The following is a 14,523-nucleotide window of genomic DNA, read 5'->3' on the forward strand; positions in this document are numbered from 1 at the left end:
CGGCGCTAGGGTCGTCCACCGTGTGGTTCCAGGTGACGGACCCGGCCGAGCCGGCGCACGTCGAGGCGGTGCTCGAGGCGCTGCGCGACGCCCCGTCCCGCTGCGGCCCGACGGCCGTCGTCGCCGTCGACGGCCCGAGCGGCTCGGGCAAGACCACCCTCGCCAAGGGCGTCGTCGAGGCCCTGCGCGCGCCGGTGGTGCACATGGACGAGCTCTACCCGGGCTGGGACGGCCTCGCCGACGCCGTGCCGCTCCTCGTCGAGCAGGTGCTCGACCCGCTCTCGCGCGGCGAGCAGGCCCGCTACCGGGTCTGGGACTGGGACCTCCACGGCTGGGGCGAGACCCGGGCCGTGCCGGAGGCGCCGGTCCTCGTCGTCGAGGGCTGCGGCTCCAGCGTGGGGCGCGCCGGCGACTTCGCGGCCGTCCGCGTCTGGGTCGAGGCACCCCGCGACGAGCGGATGCGCCGTGGCATCGACCGCGACGGGGAGACCTTCCGGCCGCACTGGGAGCGCTGGGCCGCCCAGGAGGAGCGCGTCTTCGCGGCCGACCGCACCCGCGAGCACGCCGACGTCCGCGTCTCGACGGAGGGCCGGTGAGCCTCGCCGCCCGGGCCCGGTCGGGTGCGGACGACGTGCGGGCGGCCCTGGCCCGCGGCCTGCACCGGCTGCACGACCGGGTCGTCTTCCTCCTCCAGATCGGCCTCGGGGTCGTCGTCGCGTGGTTCACCGCCCGGCTCGCCCTCGGCCACCCGCAGCCGTTCTTCGCGCCGGTCACGGCGATCCTCTGCCTCGGGCTGACCTACGGGCAGCGCCTGCGGCGGATCGTCGAGGTCACGGTGGGCGTCGCCATCGGCGTGCTCGTCGGGGACGTGACCATCCTCCTGCTCGGCAGCGGGGGCCTGCAGATGGCCTTCGTCGTCGTCGCCGCGATGGCCATCGCGATCGTCGTCTCGTCGGGGCAGCTCGTCGTCATCCAGGCCGGCGTGCAGTCGGTCTTCATCGTCGCCTTCGCCGCGACGACGAGCACGGGGGTCGGGCGCTGGCTCGACGCACTCGTCGGCGGCCTCGTGGCCCTCGTCATCGGGGCGCTGGTGCCGACGAGCCCGGTGGGGCGCCCCCGTGCCGAGGCCGCGCGCACCGTGCGCGCGGTCGCCCGCACGCTCGAGTCGGTGGCCGAGGCGCTGCGCACCGGCGACGTCGACCTCGCCCGTGACGCCCTCGACGAGGCGCGCTCCCTCGAGGACCGGCTGACCGACCTGCGCACCGCCGCCGCCGAGGGCGTCGCCGTCGTCCGGCAGTCGCCCCTCCTGCGCCGTCACCGGCCGCAGGCGGTCGCGGCCTCCGCGCTCGTCGTCCCGCTCGACCGCTGCGTGCGCAACCTGCGGGTGCTCGCCCGCCGGGCCGGCGTGGCCGTCCGCCGCGACGAGACCGTGCCGCCGCGGTACGTCGACCTCGTCGCCGAGCTGGCCCGCGCCGCCGACGACCTCGCCCGCGTCCTCGACGAGCACGCCCTGCCGTCGGCGGGCCGGGTCGTCCTCGCGCGGGTCGCCGGCCTGTCCGCCCGCGCCGAGCCGTCCGCCGGGCTCTCGGCCGAGATGGTGCGCGGTCAGGTGCGCTCGATCGTCGTCGACCTGCTCGTCGTCGCCGGCCTCGACGACGACGAGGCGCTCCAGCTGGTCCCGGAGTCCCACCTGCCCTGAGGCGCGTGTGAGGATGCCGCGGTGACTGCCTCGTGACCACCCCCACCCGCCCCACCGCGTCGACGCCGACCTGGCTCGTCGTCACCGCGCTCGTGCTCGTCGCCGCGAACCTGCGCACGCTCATGGCGAGCCTGCCGCCGCTCGCCGAGACCGTCCGCGCGGACCTCGGCCTCTCGAGCGCCGCGATGGGCGTCCTCACGACCCTGCCGGTCCTCTGCATGGGCCTGCTCGCCCCGGTCGCGAACCTCGTCGCCCGTCGCGTCGGGCCCGGCGTCGCCGTCGGCCACGGCGTCGGGCTCGTGCTCGTCGGCCTCGTCGTGCGCGGGGTCGGGGGCGGGCAGACGTGGTCGCTCTACGCCGGCACCCTCGTCGCCGGTGCGGGCATCGCCCTCGCCGGCACCCTGCTGCCGGGCATCGTCAAGAGCGTCTTCCCCGCCCACCGCTCGGGCCTGGGCACCGGCCTCACGATGATGTCGATGATGGGCGCGGCGGCCGTCGCCTCGGCCGTGGCCGTGCCGCTCGCCGATGGGCTCGGCGGGTGGGCCGGCTCGCTCCTCGCGTGGGCGCCGCTGGCGGCCGTCGCCGGCCTCGTCTGGGTGCCGCTGGCCCGCCGCTCCGCCCGCCGGGCGGCCGCGGCCCCGCCCGACCCCGACGCCGAGGACGTCACGCACGCCCTCCCGTGGCGCAGCGTCACGGCGTGGGTGCTCGCGGCCTACCTCACCTTCCAGTCCTGGCAGTTCTACTCCTCGCTCGCGTGGCTCGCCCCGACCTACGAGTCGCACGGGTGGAGCGCCGGCGACGCCGGGCTCCTCATGTCGGTCTTCACCGGGGCCCAGCTGGTCAGCGGGCTGGTCGCCCCCACCCTGCTCGACCGGGTCCGCGACCCCCGGTGGCTCCTCGCCGGGGCGACGCTGCTCGGCGGACTCGGCGAGGCCGGGGTCTGGCTGGCCCCGGACGCCGCCGCCTGGGGCTGGGCGCTGCTCCTCGGCGCGGGCCAGGGGGCGTGCTTCGCCCTCGGGCTCGGCCTCCTCGTCCGCTTCTCCGTCACCCCGCGCGACAGCGCCCGCCTCACGGCGATGGCCTTCCTCGTCAGCTACTCGCTGGCCTCGGTCGGGCCCGCGACGATGGGCGCCGTCCGCGACGCCTCGGGCGGCTACACCCTGCTCTGGGCGCTGCTCTGCCTCATGGCGCTCCCGCAGCTGCTCGCGCTGAGCCGGCTGCGGCCGGGCAGCGCCCGGGTCGGGGCCGAGCGGGCCGCGACCTGATCAGCCGCGGCGGCGGGCGCGGACGAGCGCGAGCAGGCGGTCGGCCTCGGCGCGACCGCGGTCGCCGTCGACGCGCTGGACGGCCATGACGGCGACGACGTCGGTGTCGGTGAGCTCGAGGCTGACCCACGGGTCGCCGTCGACGAAGCGCACCGCCTCGATCTCGTCCCAGCCCACGGTGCGGGTCAGCATGAGGTTGCGGACGGTCAGCCCGGCCTCCCCCGGCGTCGCCCGGATGGCGGCGTAGCGGGCGAGGAAGGCCCCGACGGCGACGCCGAACGCGACGAGCGCCAGCTGGTCGCCGAGCCCCCACTGGCCGGCGACCCCCATCCCGACGGCGACCGCCGTGCAGATGAGCACGAAGACGCCCGCGACGACGAGCGGCACGACGCGCCCCCGCCGGGGACGGAAGGGGGCGTCAGGGGCGGGCGCGTCGGTCACGGTCGGTACCCGCTCAGAGCCGGCAGGCGGTGATGTCGGTGACGAGGATGGCGCGCGCGCCGAGGTCGTAGAGCTCGTCCATCACCGCGTTGGTGCCGATCCGCGGGACCATCGCGCGCACGGCGCACCAGTCGCGGTTCTGCAGCGGCGAGACGGTCGGGCTCTCGAGGCCCGGCGTGACGGCGCAGGCGCGGTCGACGAGGGCCGCGGGCACGTCGTAGTCGAGCATCACGTAGTGGCGGGCGGTGACGACGCCGAGCAGGCGGCGGCGCAGGACCTCGATGCCGGCGGCCTCCTCGCTGCCCTCGCGGCGCACGAGCACCGCCTCGCTGCGCAGGATGGGCTCGCCGAACACCTCGAGGCCCTGGCTGCGCAGGGTCGCGCCGGTCTCGACGACGTCGGCGATGACGTCGGCGACACCGAGGGTGATCGCCGTCTCGACCGCGCCGTCCAGGCGCACGACCGAGGCCTGGACCCCCTGGTCGGCGAGGTGCTTCTCGACGAGACCCGCGTAGCTCGTCGCGACCCGGCGGCCGGCGAGGCCCGCGACGTCGGACGCGGTGTTGGGGCGGGCGGCCCAGCGGAAGGTCGAGGCACCGAAGCCGAGGGGCATCACCTCGACCGCCGCGGAGGCGGAGTCGAGGAGCAGGTCGCGGCCGGTGATGCCGCAGTCGACGGTGCCGGAGCCGACGTAGACCGCGATGTCGCGCGGGCGCAGGTAGAACAGCTCGATGCCGTTGTCGACGTCGGTGACGACGAGCTCCTTGGCGTCGCGGCGGGTCCGGTACCCGGCCTCACGGAGCATGGCGGCCGACGGGTCGGCGAGGGATCCCTTGTTGGGGACGGCGATACGCAGCATGGGGGTCTTCCTGGGGGTGGGGCGTCGACGGGAGGCGGGGGGCCGGCTCAGAGGTGCCGGTACACGTCGTCGAGGGAGAGGTCGGCGGCGAGCATGAGCACCTGGAGGTGGTACAGCAGCTGGCTGATCTCCTCGGCGGTGCGCTCGCGCCCCTCGTGCTCGGCGGCCATCCACACCTCGGCCGCCTCCTCGACGATCTTCTTGCCGATGGCATGGACCCCGGCGTCGAGCTCCGCGACCGTGCCCGATCCCTCGGGACGGGTGCGGGCCTTCTCGGCGAGCTCGGCGTACAGCGCGTCGAACGTCTTCACGGGCACCAGCCTACGGGGGCGCGGGGACGGGTCCGACCGCCGGTCAGGCGACGGGCGCCACGACGTCGCCGCGGGCCGGGGTGTCGCCCGCCGCGCGGGTCAGCCGGACCCACTGCGAGAAGCCGTAGAGGACGAACATCCCGTAGAAGACGTACATGACCGAGGTCGGCACGTACCCGGTCGCGAAGCCCAGCGGCACCCCGACGAGGTCGACCCCGATCCAGGCCAACCAGAACTCGTTCCACCCACGGGCCATCGCGTACGTGGCGACGACCGAGCCGACGAAGATCCACGCGTCGCACCACGAGAACCACCACGCCGGCGTGAAGTACGGGTTGGGGTTGGCGTCGAGGATCGCCTGGAAGACGGCGTGGACCACGACCGTGCCGAGGACCCAGCCCACCCCGACGACCGCCCGCTCGCGCGTCGTCATCCAGCGCGGGTTGACCGCCGGGGCCGCTCCCCCGCCGCGGCTGCGGCGCAGGGCCGCCCAGGTGACCCAGCCGTAGATGCTCACGACGATGAAGAACACCTGCCGGCCGGCCTGCCCGAGCAGCGGGATGCGCTGGTCGGCGCCGACCATCGCCCCGAGGTAGACGAAGAAGAGGATGACGTTGGCGACGATGCCGACCGGCCACGCCCAGACGGCGCGCCGCATCCCGAACCACGCCGAGACGATGCCGATGAGGACGCCGAGGACCTCGAGGTAGTGCAGCTGGTAGCTGCCGATCGGGATGCTCGCGTCGAGCGCCTGCTGGAAGAGGTTCGGGCCCGGCTGGGCCGCGGCGGCGAGGAGGTGCACGGGGTCATCCGTCCTGTCGGGGGGTCGGGGGCAGCGGGGCACGGTCCCCGAGGTCGCGCAGGGTGACGGCGGTGGCGACGGCCGCGACGGCGGCCTCGTGGCCCTTGTCCTCGTGCGAGCCCGGCAGGCCCGCGCGGTCGAGGGCCTGCGCGTCGTCGTCGCAGGTGAGCACCCCGAAGCCGACGGGCACGCCGGTGCGCACGGCGACGTCGGTCAGCGCGGCCGTCGCGGACTGGCAGACGTAGTCGAAGTGCGGTGTGCCGCCGCGCACGACGACGCCGAGCGCGACGAGCGCGTCGTGCGCCGGGGCGAGGCGGGCGCAGGCCACCCCCAGCTCGACCGTGCCCGGGACGCGGACGACGAGGGGGTCCTCGACGCCGCACTCGGCGAGGCCGCGGCGCGCGCCGTCGAGGAGCCCGTCCATCACGCGCTCGTGCCAGGACGCGGCGACGACCGCGACCCGCAGGCCGCGCCCGTCCGCCGCGAGGCTCGGGGACCCTGCTCCGCTCATGCCGTGCTCCTCGGGTTCTCTCGGGGGTCGTGGGCGTCGACGACGAGGTCGTGGCCCATCCGGTCGCGCTTGGTGCGCAGGTACTCGCTGTTGGTGGGGGTCGGCGTCGTGCGCAACCGCTCGACGGCCGGCACCTCGATGCCGTGGGCCCGCAGGCCCTCGACCTTGGCCGGGTTGTTCGTGAGCAGCCGCACGGCCTCGACCCCGAGGTCGGTGAGGACGCCCGCGGCCACCGTGTAGTCGCGCGCGTCGACGGGCAGCCCGAGCTCGAGCTGGGCGTCGACGGTGTCGAGGCCGCGGTCCTGCAGCTCGTAGGCGCGCAGCTTGCCCGCGAGGCCCACCCCACGCCCCTCGTGGCCGCGCAGGTAGACGACGACGCCGCCCTCGGCGCCGACCCGCTCCAGGGCCCGGTCCAGCTGGGGTCCGCAGTCGCAGCGCTGCGAGCCGAGGACGTCGCCGGTGAGGCACTCGGAGTGCACGCGGGCGAGGACGGGACCGTCGCCGAGCCCGCACGGGCTGACGAGGGCCAGGTGCTCCTCGCCGGTGACGTCGTCGCGGTACGCGAGCGCCCGGAAGCGCCCGTGCCGCGTCGGGACGACGGTGTCGGCGACCCGCACGACGCGGTCGTGGCGCTGGCGCCAGGCGACGAGGTCGGCGATCGTCAGCACCGGCAGGTCGAAGCGCTCGCCGAGGGCCCGCACGCCGTCGAGGCGGGTCATCGAGCCGTCGTCCTCGACGAGCTCACCGATGACGCCGACCGGCTCGAGACCCGCGAGGCGGCAGAGGTCGACCGTCGCCTCGGTGTGGCCCGGGCGCACGAGCACGCCGCCGTCGCGGGAGCGCAGCGGGACGAGGTGCCCGGGGCGGCGCAGGTCCGCGGGCGTGGACGTCGGGTCGGCCAGCACGCGCGCGGTGCGGGCGCGGTCGGCGGCCGAGATGCCGGTGCTGACCCCGACGGCCGCGTCGACGGTCACGGTGTAGGCGGTGCCGAGCGGGTCGGCGTTGTCGCGGACCATGAGCGGCAGGCCCAGCCGGTCGGCGGTCGCCTCGGGCATCGGGGCGCAGAGGTAGCCCGAGCTGTGGCGCACCGCCCACGCGGTCCACCCGGCGTCGAGGGTCTCGGCGGCGAGGACGACGTCGCCCTCGTTCTCGCGGTCGGCGTCGTCGACGACGAGCACCGGCCGGCCGGCGCGCAGGGCGTCGAGGGCCTCCTCGACGGAGGCGAGGGCGGGCGCGGGGCCGGTGCTCACGGCGCCACCTCCGACGGGGAGAAGCGGGTCGCGAGGAGCCGCTCGACGTACTTCGCGAGGACGTCGACCTCGAGGTTGACCGGGTCGCCGACCCCCTTGTGCCCCAGCGTGGTCAGGTCGAGCGTCGTCGGGATGAGCGAGACCGAGAAGGCGTCGTCCGTGACGTCGACGACGGTGAGCGACACCCCGTCGACGGCGATCGACCCCTTCTCGACGAGGTAGGGCGCGAGGTCCGCCGGCAGCCCGAACCGCACGACCTCCCAGCGCTCGCCCGGCTCGCGGGCGGTGACCGTCGTCGTCCCGTCGACGTGGCCCTGGACGACATGGCCCCCGAACCGGGAGGACGCCGCCATCGCCCGCTCGAGGTTGACCCGGTCGCCCGGGGCCAGCGCGCCGAGGCTCGAGCGGTGCAGCGTCTCGGCCATGACGTCGACGGTGAACTCGCCGTCGGCGTGCTCGACGACCGTGAGGCAGACGCCGTTGACGGCGATCGAGGCCCCGTGCGTGGCGTCCGAGGTGACGAGCGGGCCGCGCAGCGTGAGCCGGGCGGAGTCGCTCCCCCTCTCGAGGGCGACGACGGTGCCGAGCTCCTCGACGATTCCGGTGAACACGGTCAGCTCCTCAGCGGTCGGGCGGTGATGCGGACGTCGCCACCGAGGACGGTGACGTCGGTGGTCTCGAGGCGCAGGGCGTCCCCGATCGAGCTGCCGCCGAGGTCGCCGACGACGGGGTGTCCCCCGCCGAGCAGCACCGGGGCGACGTAGGCGAGGACCTCGTCGACGAGGCCGGCCCGCAGGAAGGCGGCGGCGAGGGTCGGGCCGCCCTCGAGCAGGACGTGGTGGACGCCGCGCTCGTGGACGGCGGCGAGCGCGGCGGCGGGGTCGTGGGTCGCGACGTGCAGGGTCTCGGCGGCGTCGTCGGTGAGCCGGGCGCCCTCCGGCAGGTCGCGCTTGCCGACGACGACCCGCAGGGGCTGTCGGCCGGTGGGGCGGCCGTCGGCGTCGCGCACGGTGAGGGCCGGGTCGTCGGCCAGCGCCGTGCCGGTGCCGACGAGGACCGCGCCGCAGCGGGCGCGCAGGGCGTGGACGTCGGCGCGGGCCGCCTCGCCGGTGACCCAGCGGCTCGAGCCGTCGGCGGCGGCCGAGCGCCCGTCGAGGGAGGCCGCGGCCTTCCACGTGACGAAGGGCCGCCCGGTGCGCCGTGCGTGCAGCCAGGTGCGGTTGACCGCCTCGGCGTCGTGCGCGAGCAGGCCGGCGTGGACCTCGACGCCCGCCGCGGAGAGGCGCGCCGCCCCGCCGGCGGCCTGCGCCCACGGCTCGGCGACGGCGTGGACGACCCGGGCCACCCCGGCGTCGAGGAGTGCGAGGGAGCAGGGGCCGGTGCGCCCGGTGTGGTCGCACGGCTCGAGCGTCACGTACGCGGTGCCCCCGCGCGCCGCGCTCCCGGCGCGCCGGAGGGCGTCGACCTCGGCGTGGGGCGTGCCGGCGCCCCGGTGGTGCCCGACGCCGACGACGGCGCCGTCCCGGTCGGTGACGACGCAGCCGACGCGCGGGTTGGGGTCGGCCTCGGGCCCGCGCACGGCGGCATCGAGGGCCCGGCGCATCAGCGCGGTGTCTCGCTCCACTCTCGTCCGTCCTCGTGCCTCGAACCGGTTGGTCGGTCGGGCTCCGGGCGGACGGGTCGGCGGCTCGCGCACGGGTGCGCGGTCACGACGACCGTCGACGGGACAGACTGCTCCCGTCGACACGTGCTGCCTACCATCCGGACTCTCACCGTCGGTCGCGGAGTTTCACCGCGTCAACCGGCCGCTGGCTGCGGTCGGGTCGTGGACTGTCACCACCGGTTCGGAATTGCACCGACCCCGGAGCACGTACCCGGTCATTATGCGCCACCACCCCGGCGGCCGCCACGAGATCCCGTGTGACGTCGCCGACCGACCGGCCCCTGCCGGGCCGGTCGGCGACCTCGGGCGGCGCCGACCGGCGCCACCGGGCACCTCCCCCATCGGCCGGGCGCGGGTCCGCTGCACCAAGACCCACTCAAGGTCGGGTCAATCCTCGACCACGAGCCCCAGCGCCCGCAGGATGCCGCCGGCCGCGACCGCGTCGACGCGCATCCCGCGCACCCGGTTCGCGGTCGGGTCGAGGAGGTAGCCGCTCGCCCCGACGAGGTCGGCCTCGCGCAGGTCGGTGCCGGCGACGGTGGCGCCGCCCAGGTCGCAGCCCGCGAAGGTCGCCCGGCGCAGGTCCGCGCCCGCGAGGTCGACCTCGCGCATCGAGCAGTCGGCGAACCGGGAGCCGGCGGCCTGCGCGTCGCGGAAGGAGCCGAGGTCGAGGCGGCAGCGCTCCATGTCCCAGGGGCGCGTCGACAGGGGGGCCGGCGCGGCCCTGCCCCAGCCGACGCCGAGGGCCTTGCACTCGACGAAGCGGCAGTCGGTGAAGCGTGACCCGTCGAGCACGACCATCGAGAGGTCGCAGCCGGTGAACGTGCAGTCCGTGAACGTGCCGTCGCGCAGCACGGCCCGCTCGAGCACCGCACCGGTGATCCGGCAGCCCTCGAGCTCGGCGCCGGCGAGCACCTCGCCCGGGGCGAGCCCCTCCGTGAGGTCGAGGCCGGCGGCCCAGCCGCCCTCCTGCGCGAGGCGCTCCGCCAGCGAGGGCACGGTCAGTGCCGGTGCCGCTCGGCCAGCGCCCGCAGCTCGGCCACGGCGTCCGCCGCGGACTCCTTGCCGTAGACCGCCGACCCGGCGACGAAGACGTCGGCGCCGGCCTCGGCGCACTGCTCGATGGTGCTCGCCGAGACACCGCCGTCGACCTGGACCCAGACCTCGCCGCCGCGCCGGCGCACGGCCTCGCGGACCTGGCGCACCTTGGGCATCTGGTCGGCCATGAACGACTGCCCGCCGAACCCCGGCTCGACGGTCATGACGAGGACCATGTCGACCTCGGCCAGCAGGTCCTCGTAGGGCGCGAAGTCGGTGCCCGGCTTGACCGCGAACGCGGCGCGCGCGCCGGCGGCGCGGATGGCGCGGGCGGTGGCCACCGGGTCGGCGGCGGCCTCGACGTGGAAGGTGACCGACTGCGCCCCGGCCTCGGCGTAGCCGGGGGCCCAGCGGTCGGGGTCCTCGATCATCAGGTGGCAGTCGAGCGGGATCGGCGAGACCTTGCGCAGCGCCTCGACGACGGGCGGCCCGAGCGTCAGGTTGGGCACGAAGTGGTTGTCCATGACGTCGACGTGCGCCCAGTCGGCCGTGGCGATCGCCGCGAGCTCGGACTGGAGGTTGGCGAAGTCGGCCGAGAGGATCGAGGGCGAGATCTGCACGCGCGCCACCCTAGCGAGGCGGACCGACGGCGCCGGCGCGGGTGACCCCCGCCGGGCGTCAGGCCCGCTTGCGCAGGAGGGCGAGGAACATCGCGTCGGTGCCGTGGACGTGCGGCCAGAGCTGGACGTACGGCCCGTCGCCGAGGTCGGCCAGCTGCTCCCCGGCGGCGTCGCGCAGGTACGGACGGGCGTCGAGCACCTCGACGTCGTCGCGCTTCTTGAGGACGTCGCCGACGACGAAGCGCGTCTCGGCGACGTGCGGGCTGCACGTGGCGTAGGCGACGACGCCGCCGGGCGCGACGGCGTCGAGGGCCGACACCAGGAGCGCGCGCTGCAGCGGCCCGAGGGAGGCGAGGTCGGCGGGGGTGCGACGCCAGCGCGCCTCGGCCCGCCGGCGCAGCGCGCCCAGGCCGGTGCACGGCGCGTCGACGAGCACCCGTGCGTAGGAGGCGGGTTCGTCCTCCCCGACCTGTCGGCCGTCGGCGGTCCGGACCTCGACCGCGCGTCCGGCGTCCTCGGCGCGGTCGGTCAGCACGGCGAGGCTGGAGCGCACGAGGTCGGCCCGGTGCTCGCTCACCTCGACGGCGGTGAGGTCGGCGCCGCGCTCGATCGCGAGGGCGCCGAGCACGCCGGCCTTGCCGCCCGGGCCGGCGCAGAGGTCGAGCCAGCGCGCGGGGACGCCGTCCGGCACCTCCACCGCGGCGAGGGCGAGCGCGAGGTGCTGGGACCCCTCGTCCTGCACGGCGGCGCGGCCCTGCCGGACGGCGCCGATGCGGCCCGGGTCGCCGGAGTGGAGCACCGCCCCGATCGGCGAGCCGGTGCTGGCCTCCGCGTCCGCGTCCTCGAGGAGCTCCTCGACGGTGGCGAGCCCCGGGCGGGCGACGAGGTGGACGACGGGTGGGACGTTGTCGGCGGCCAGGAGCGCGTCGAGCTCGGCGTCGACGGTCTCGGGCGTCGCGCGGCCGTGGCCGATCAGGGCCGCGCGCAGGGCCTTGACGACCCACTCCGGGTGCGAGTGGCGCACCGCGAGCGCGGCGGTCCCGCCGTCGCGCGGCGCGACCTCCTCGACCCACTCCTCGAGCGTCCGCTCGCCGACCCGTCGCAGCACCGCGTTGACGAGCCCGCTCGCGCCCTGGCTGGCGACCGTCCGCGCGAGCCCGACGGTCTGGTCGACCGCGGCGTGCGACGCGACGCGCATCCCGAGCACCTGGTGCACCCCGAGCCGCAGGACGTCGACGACGGCGGGGTCCATCCGCTCGATCGGACGACCCGCGGCGACCTCGACCACCCGGTCGTAGAGGCCCTGCCAGCGCAGCGTCCCGAACGCGAGCTCGGTCGTGAAGGCGGCGTCGCGGCCCTCGAGCCCGCGACGGCGCAGGATCTGCGGCAGCTCGAGGTTGGCGTAGGCGCCGTCGGCGACCGCCCGCAGCAGCGTGTAGGCGGCGAACCGGGTCGGCTCGGCCGTGCGGGTGCGCTGGGCGGGGGCGGTGCGGGAGCGCTGGCGCGGGCCGCGGCCCCGGGGGCTGGAGGGTCGGTCGGGCACCGGAGCAGGCTACCGGCGGCCGCTCGGCGCAGCGGACGCCGCTCGTCCGCATCCACCCCTAGCGTGGGCCGCATGGACACCGTGGACCACGACGGGCTCGACCTCTCCGGCACGACGGCACGACGCGTCGACCTCAGCTCCGCCCGCGCCGAGGACGTCCGGCTGCGGGACGCCGAGCTGCGGTCGGCCGACCTCAGCGGGATGGTGCTGCGCGACGTGCTCCTGCGCGACGTGCGGGTGCGCGGGGCGTACGTCGAGAGCCTCGAGCTGAGCGGCGAGATCGGCCGGCTCGTCGTCAACGGCGTCGACGTCGCGCCTCTCGTGCTCGCCGAGCTCGACCGGACCGCGCCCGGGCACGCCGACCTCCGGCCGACCGACGCCGACGGGTTCCGGCACGCCTGGGCCGTCCTCGAGGACCTGTGGGCCGGCACCCTCGAGCGCGCCCGGTCCCTCGACGCTGCCCTCCTCCACGAGCGCGTCGACGGCGAGTGGTCGTTCGTCGACACGCTGCGCCACCTCGCGTTCGCGACCGAGTGCTGGCTGCTGCGCGCGGTGCAGGGCGACCCGGCACCGTGGCACCCGCTGTCGCTGCCGTGGGAGGAGGCGCCGCCGACCCCGGCGTTCACCGCGGACCGGGACGCCCGGCCGGACCTCGACACCGCCCTCGCCCTGCGTCGCGACCGTGCGGACCGCGTGCGGGCGCACCTCGCGACGCTCACCGACGACGACCTCGCCGGCCGCACCGTGCCGGTCCGGGCGCCCGGCTGGCCCGAGCCCGAGTCCTTCCCCGTCCGTGAGTGCCTGCTGACGATCCTCACCGAGGAGTGGTGGCACCGGCGCTACGCCGAGCGCGACCTCGCCGTCCTGACGGCCCGATGAGCACCGACCCGGCCGTCGACGCGTGGGTGCGGGCGCACGAGCGCGTGTGCTCGCTCGTCCTCGCAGCCGGCGAGGCCCGGATGGAGGTCCGCGTGCCGGCGACCCCCGCCTGGACGGCCCGCGACCTGCTCTCGCACATGGTCGGGCTCGGCGCCGACGTCCTCGACGGCAACGAGCCGGACGACCACGGCGAGGCGTGGACCGCCGCCCAGGTGGAGGCCCGGAGGGGTCGCGACGTCGCGGCCCTCGTCGACGAGTGGCGCTCCCTCGCACCGGAGCTCGTGCGCTGGATGGGGTCCAACGGCACCCGGCCGCTCGGCGACGTCGTCATCCACGAGCAGGACCTGCGCGGGGCCCTCGGCGAGCCCGGCGGCCGGTCGGGCGCCGGGCTCGAGATCGTCCTCGACCGGATGCTCGGCCGCGTCGCGCAGGCGGGCGACGGCCTGCCGCCCCTCGCCCTCGACGACGGCACGCGGGTCCGGGTCACGTCGGGTGCTCCCGAGGAGGCCGGCGTGGTGCTGCGGGCGGACCCGGTCGACCTGCTCCGGGTCGTCACGGCACGCCGGACCGCCGACGAGGTCCGCGACCTCGTGGTCCGCGGCGACGTCACGCCGTGGCTGCCGGCCCTCGCCGGGCTCGGCCCGCTGCCCGAGCGGCCGCTCCCCGGCGGCTGAGCGCGCGGGGCGTCAGCCGAGCCGCTCCCCCGCCGCGATCCGGACCCCGCGGGCCCAGTCGGCGGCGGCCATCGCCCGCTTGCCCTGGGGACGCACCTCGCCGAGCGCCACCGGCCCGCTCGTGGTGCCGACGAGGAGGGCGCGCTTCGTGGCGTGCAGCTCGCCGGGCGCGAGTGCGGGGACCTCGGGCGGCAGCTCGCTGCCGGCGAAGGGGCCGATGCCGACCCGCTCGCCGCGGAAGGTGCTCCACGCCCCGGGGTTCGGCGTCGCCCCGCGCACCTGGCGGTCGACGAGGTGCGCGGGCAGCGCCCAGCGCACCTCGCACTCGGCCACCGTGAGCTTCGGGGCGTGGCTGACGCCGTCGTCCGGCTGCGGCAGCGCGCTGAGCGAGCCGTCCTCGAGGCCGTCCATCGTCGCGACGAGGAGGCCGGCCCCGTGGCCGGCGAGCCGCTCGAGCAGGGTGCCCGAGGTGTCCGTGGGCCGGACCGCCTCGGTGACGGTGCCGAGCACCGGCCCGGTGTCGAGCCCCTCCTCGATGACGAAGGTGCTGGCGCCGGTCACCTCGTCCCCGGCCATGAGCGCCCGCTGGACGGGGGCCGCACCCCGCCACGCGGGCAGGAGCGAGAAGTGGAGGTTGACCCAGCCGTGCCGCGGCACGTCGAGCGCCGGGCGCGGCAGCAGGGCGCCGTAGGCCACGACCGGGCAGCAGTCGGGGGCGATGGCGCGCAGCCGGTCGAGGAAGTCCGGGTCGCCGGGCCGCTCGGGGGTCAGCACCTCGAGGCCGTGCTCGAGCGCGACCTCCTTGACCGGCGACGGGTGCAGCGCCCGCCCCCGGCCCGCGCGGGCGTCGGGGCGCGTGACGACGGCCGCCACCTCGTGGCGCGAGGCGAGCAGGGCCGTGAGGGAGGGCACGGCGGTGTCGGGGGTTCCGGCGAGGACGAGGCGCACCCGGCGAGTCTAGGAGGGCC

At 76.6% G+C, this 14,523-nt stretch carries 17 protein-coding genes and 1 riboswitch; of the genes, 5 read left to right on the plus strand and 12 right to left on the minus strand.

The features are described 5' to 3' along the window. Window positions 1-20 precede the first annotated feature (20 nt). From HL663_RS13875 to HL663_RS13885, 3 genes are read left to right on the plus strand one after another with little or no spacing between them, the layout of a single operon-like run. Complete coding sequence (locus HL663_RS13875) at window positions 21-596, plus strand: uridine kinase family protein (protein WP_173028926.1); 576 nt, start codon at window positions 21-23, stop codon at window positions 594-596. Beyond that, complete coding sequence (locus tag HL663_RS13880; protein ID WP_173028927.1) at window positions 593-1,699, plus strand: FUSC family protein; 1,107 nt, start codon at window positions 593-595, stop codon at window positions 1,697-1,699. The genes HL663_RS13875 and HL663_RS13880 overlap by 4 nt, the downstream gene beginning before the upstream one ends. Before the next feature lie 32 nt (window positions 1,700-1,731). After that, window positions 1,732-2,964, plus strand: coding sequence for an MFS transporter (locus tag HL663_RS13885; RefSeq protein ID WP_286175635.1), 1,233 nt, complete (start codon window positions 1,732-1,734; stop codon window positions 2,962-2,964). Here the strand turns inward: HL663_RS13885 and HL663_RS13890 are convergent, their stop codons facing one another. From HL663_RS13890 to HL663_RS13940, 11 genes are all read right to left on the minus strand, one after another. After that, entirely contained in the window at window positions 2,965-3,405 is a 441-nt protein-coding gene (locus HL663_RS13890; protein WP_173028928.1) for a PH domain-containing protein, read from the minus strand. 13 nt (window positions 3,406-3,418) lie between these two features. Further along, window positions 3,419-4,264: an ATP phosphoribosyltransferase gene (gene hisG / locus HL663_RS13895; protein WP_173028929.1), complete on the minus strand. Its 846-nt coding sequence runs from the start codon at window positions 4,262-4,264 to the stop codon at window positions 3,419-3,421. A 47-nt stretch (window positions 4,265-4,311) separates the two neighbouring features. Beyond that, a complete protein-coding gene (locus HL663_RS13900) occupies window positions 4,312-4,575 on the minus strand; it encodes a phosphoribosyl-ATP diphosphatase (RefSeq protein WP_173028930.1) in 264 nt (87 codons plus the stop codon). Between the two features lie 43 nt (window positions 4,576-4,618). Continuing rightward, window positions 4,619-5,377: a nicotinamide riboside transporter PnuC gene (pnuC, locus tag HL663_RS13905; RefSeq protein WP_173028931.1), complete on the minus strand. Its 759-nt coding sequence runs from the start codon at window positions 5,375-5,377 to the stop codon at window positions 4,619-4,621. A 4-nt stretch (window positions 5,378-5,381) separates the two neighbouring features. Beyond that, the gene (ribH, locus tag HL663_RS13910) at window positions 5,382-5,888 is read right to left on the minus strand and encodes a 6,7-dimethyl-8-ribityllumazine synthase (protein ID WP_173028932.1); all 507 of its coding nucleotides are present in this window, start codon (window positions 5,886-5,888) and stop codon (window positions 5,382-5,384) included. Continuing rightward, the gene (gene ribA / locus HL663_RS13915) at window positions 5,885-7,138 is read right to left on the minus strand and encodes a GTP cyclohydrolase II (protein WP_173028933.1); all 1,254 of its coding nucleotides are present in this window, start codon (window positions 7,136-7,138) and stop codon (window positions 5,885-5,887) included. The genes ribH and ribA overlap by 4 nt, the downstream gene beginning before the upstream one ends. Continuing rightward, window positions 7,135-7,749, minus strand: a complete 615-nt coding sequence (locus HL663_RS13920; protein WP_173028934.1) for a riboflavin synthase — start codon at window positions 7,747-7,749, stop codon at window positions 7,135-7,137. The genes ribA and HL663_RS13920 overlap by 4 nt, the downstream gene beginning before the upstream one ends. Before the next feature lie 2 nt (window positions 7,750-7,751). Further along, on the minus strand, window positions 7,752-8,741 hold the full coding sequence (gene ribD / locus HL663_RS13925) for a bifunctional diaminohydroxyphosphoribosylaminopyrimidine deaminase/5-amino-6-(5-phosphoribosylamino)uracil reductase RibD (protein WP_173030181.1): 990 nt from the start codon (window positions 8,739-8,741) through the stop codon (window positions 7,752-7,754). Window positions 8,742-8,881: 140 nt separating this feature from the next. Next, a riboswitch (FMN riboswitch) is annotated at window positions 8,882-9,012 on the minus strand. A 176-nt stretch (window positions 9,013-9,188) separates the two neighbouring features. Next, window positions 9,189-9,800: a pentapeptide repeat-containing protein gene (locus HL663_RS13930; RefSeq protein ID WP_173028935.1), complete on the minus strand. Its 612-nt coding sequence runs from the start codon at window positions 9,798-9,800 to the stop codon at window positions 9,189-9,191. Window positions 9,801-9,802: 2 nt separating this feature from the next. Continuing rightward, on the minus strand, window positions 9,803-10,459 hold the full coding sequence (rpe, locus tag HL663_RS13935) for a ribulose-phosphate 3-epimerase (protein WP_173028936.1): 657 nt from the start codon (window positions 10,457-10,459) through the stop codon (window positions 9,803-9,805). 58 nt (window positions 10,460-10,517) lie between these two features. After that, complete coding sequence (locus HL663_RS13940) at window positions 10,518-12,002, minus strand: RsmB/NOP family class I SAM-dependent RNA methyltransferase (protein ID WP_173028937.1); 1,485 nt, start codon at window positions 12,000-12,002, stop codon at window positions 10,518-10,520. A gap of 72 nt (window positions 12,003-12,074) precedes the next feature. On the opposite strand from HL663_RS13940, the gene HL663_RS13945 reads away from it, so the two are divergent. Next, a complete protein-coding gene (locus HL663_RS13945) occupies window positions 12,075-12,881 on the plus strand; it encodes a DinB family protein (RefSeq protein ID WP_173028938.1) in 807 nt (268 codons plus the stop codon). After that, on the plus strand, window positions 12,878-13,555 hold the full coding sequence (locus HL663_RS13950) for a maleylpyruvate isomerase mycothiol-dependent enzyme family protein (protein ID WP_173028939.1): 678 nt from the start codon (window positions 12,878-12,880) through the stop codon (window positions 13,553-13,555). The genes HL663_RS13945 and HL663_RS13950 overlap by 4 nt, the downstream gene beginning before the upstream one ends. 12 nt (window positions 13,556-13,567) lie before the next feature. On the opposite strand, the gene fmt is transcribed toward HL663_RS13950, so the two are convergent. Further along, a complete protein-coding gene (gene fmt / locus HL663_RS13955; RefSeq protein WP_173028940.1) occupies window positions 13,568-14,503 on the minus strand; it encodes a methionyl-tRNA formyltransferase in 936 nt (311 codons plus the stop codon). Between the last annotated feature and the right edge of the window lie 20 nt (window positions 14,504-14,523).

Source organism: Arthrobacter sp. NEB 688 (assembly GCF_013201035.1).
Lineage (GTDB): Bacteria > Actinomycetota > Actinomycetes > Actinomycetales > Dermatophilaceae > Phycicoccus.

Coding starts and splice junctions, on each gene's coding strand:
- hisG (WP_173028929.1), bottom strand. CDS start 4,264: ATGCTGCGTATCGCCGTCCCCAACAAGGGATCCCTCGCCGACCCGTCG.
- ribH (WP_173028932.1), bottom strand. CDS start 5,888: ATGAGCGGAGCAGGGTCCCCGAGCCTCGCGGCGGACGGGCGCGGCCTG.
- ribD (WP_173030181.1), bottom strand. CDS start 8,741: ATGCGCCGGGCCCTCGATGCCGCCGTGCGCGGGCCCGAGGCCGACCCC.
- HL663_RS13945 (WP_173028938.1), top strand. CDS start 12,075: ATGGACACCGTGGACCACGACGGGCTCGACCTCTCCGGCACGACGGCA.
- HL663_RS13950 (WP_173028939.1), top strand. CDS start 12,878: ATGAGCACCGACCCGGCCGTCGACGCGTGGGTGCGGGCGCACGAGCGC.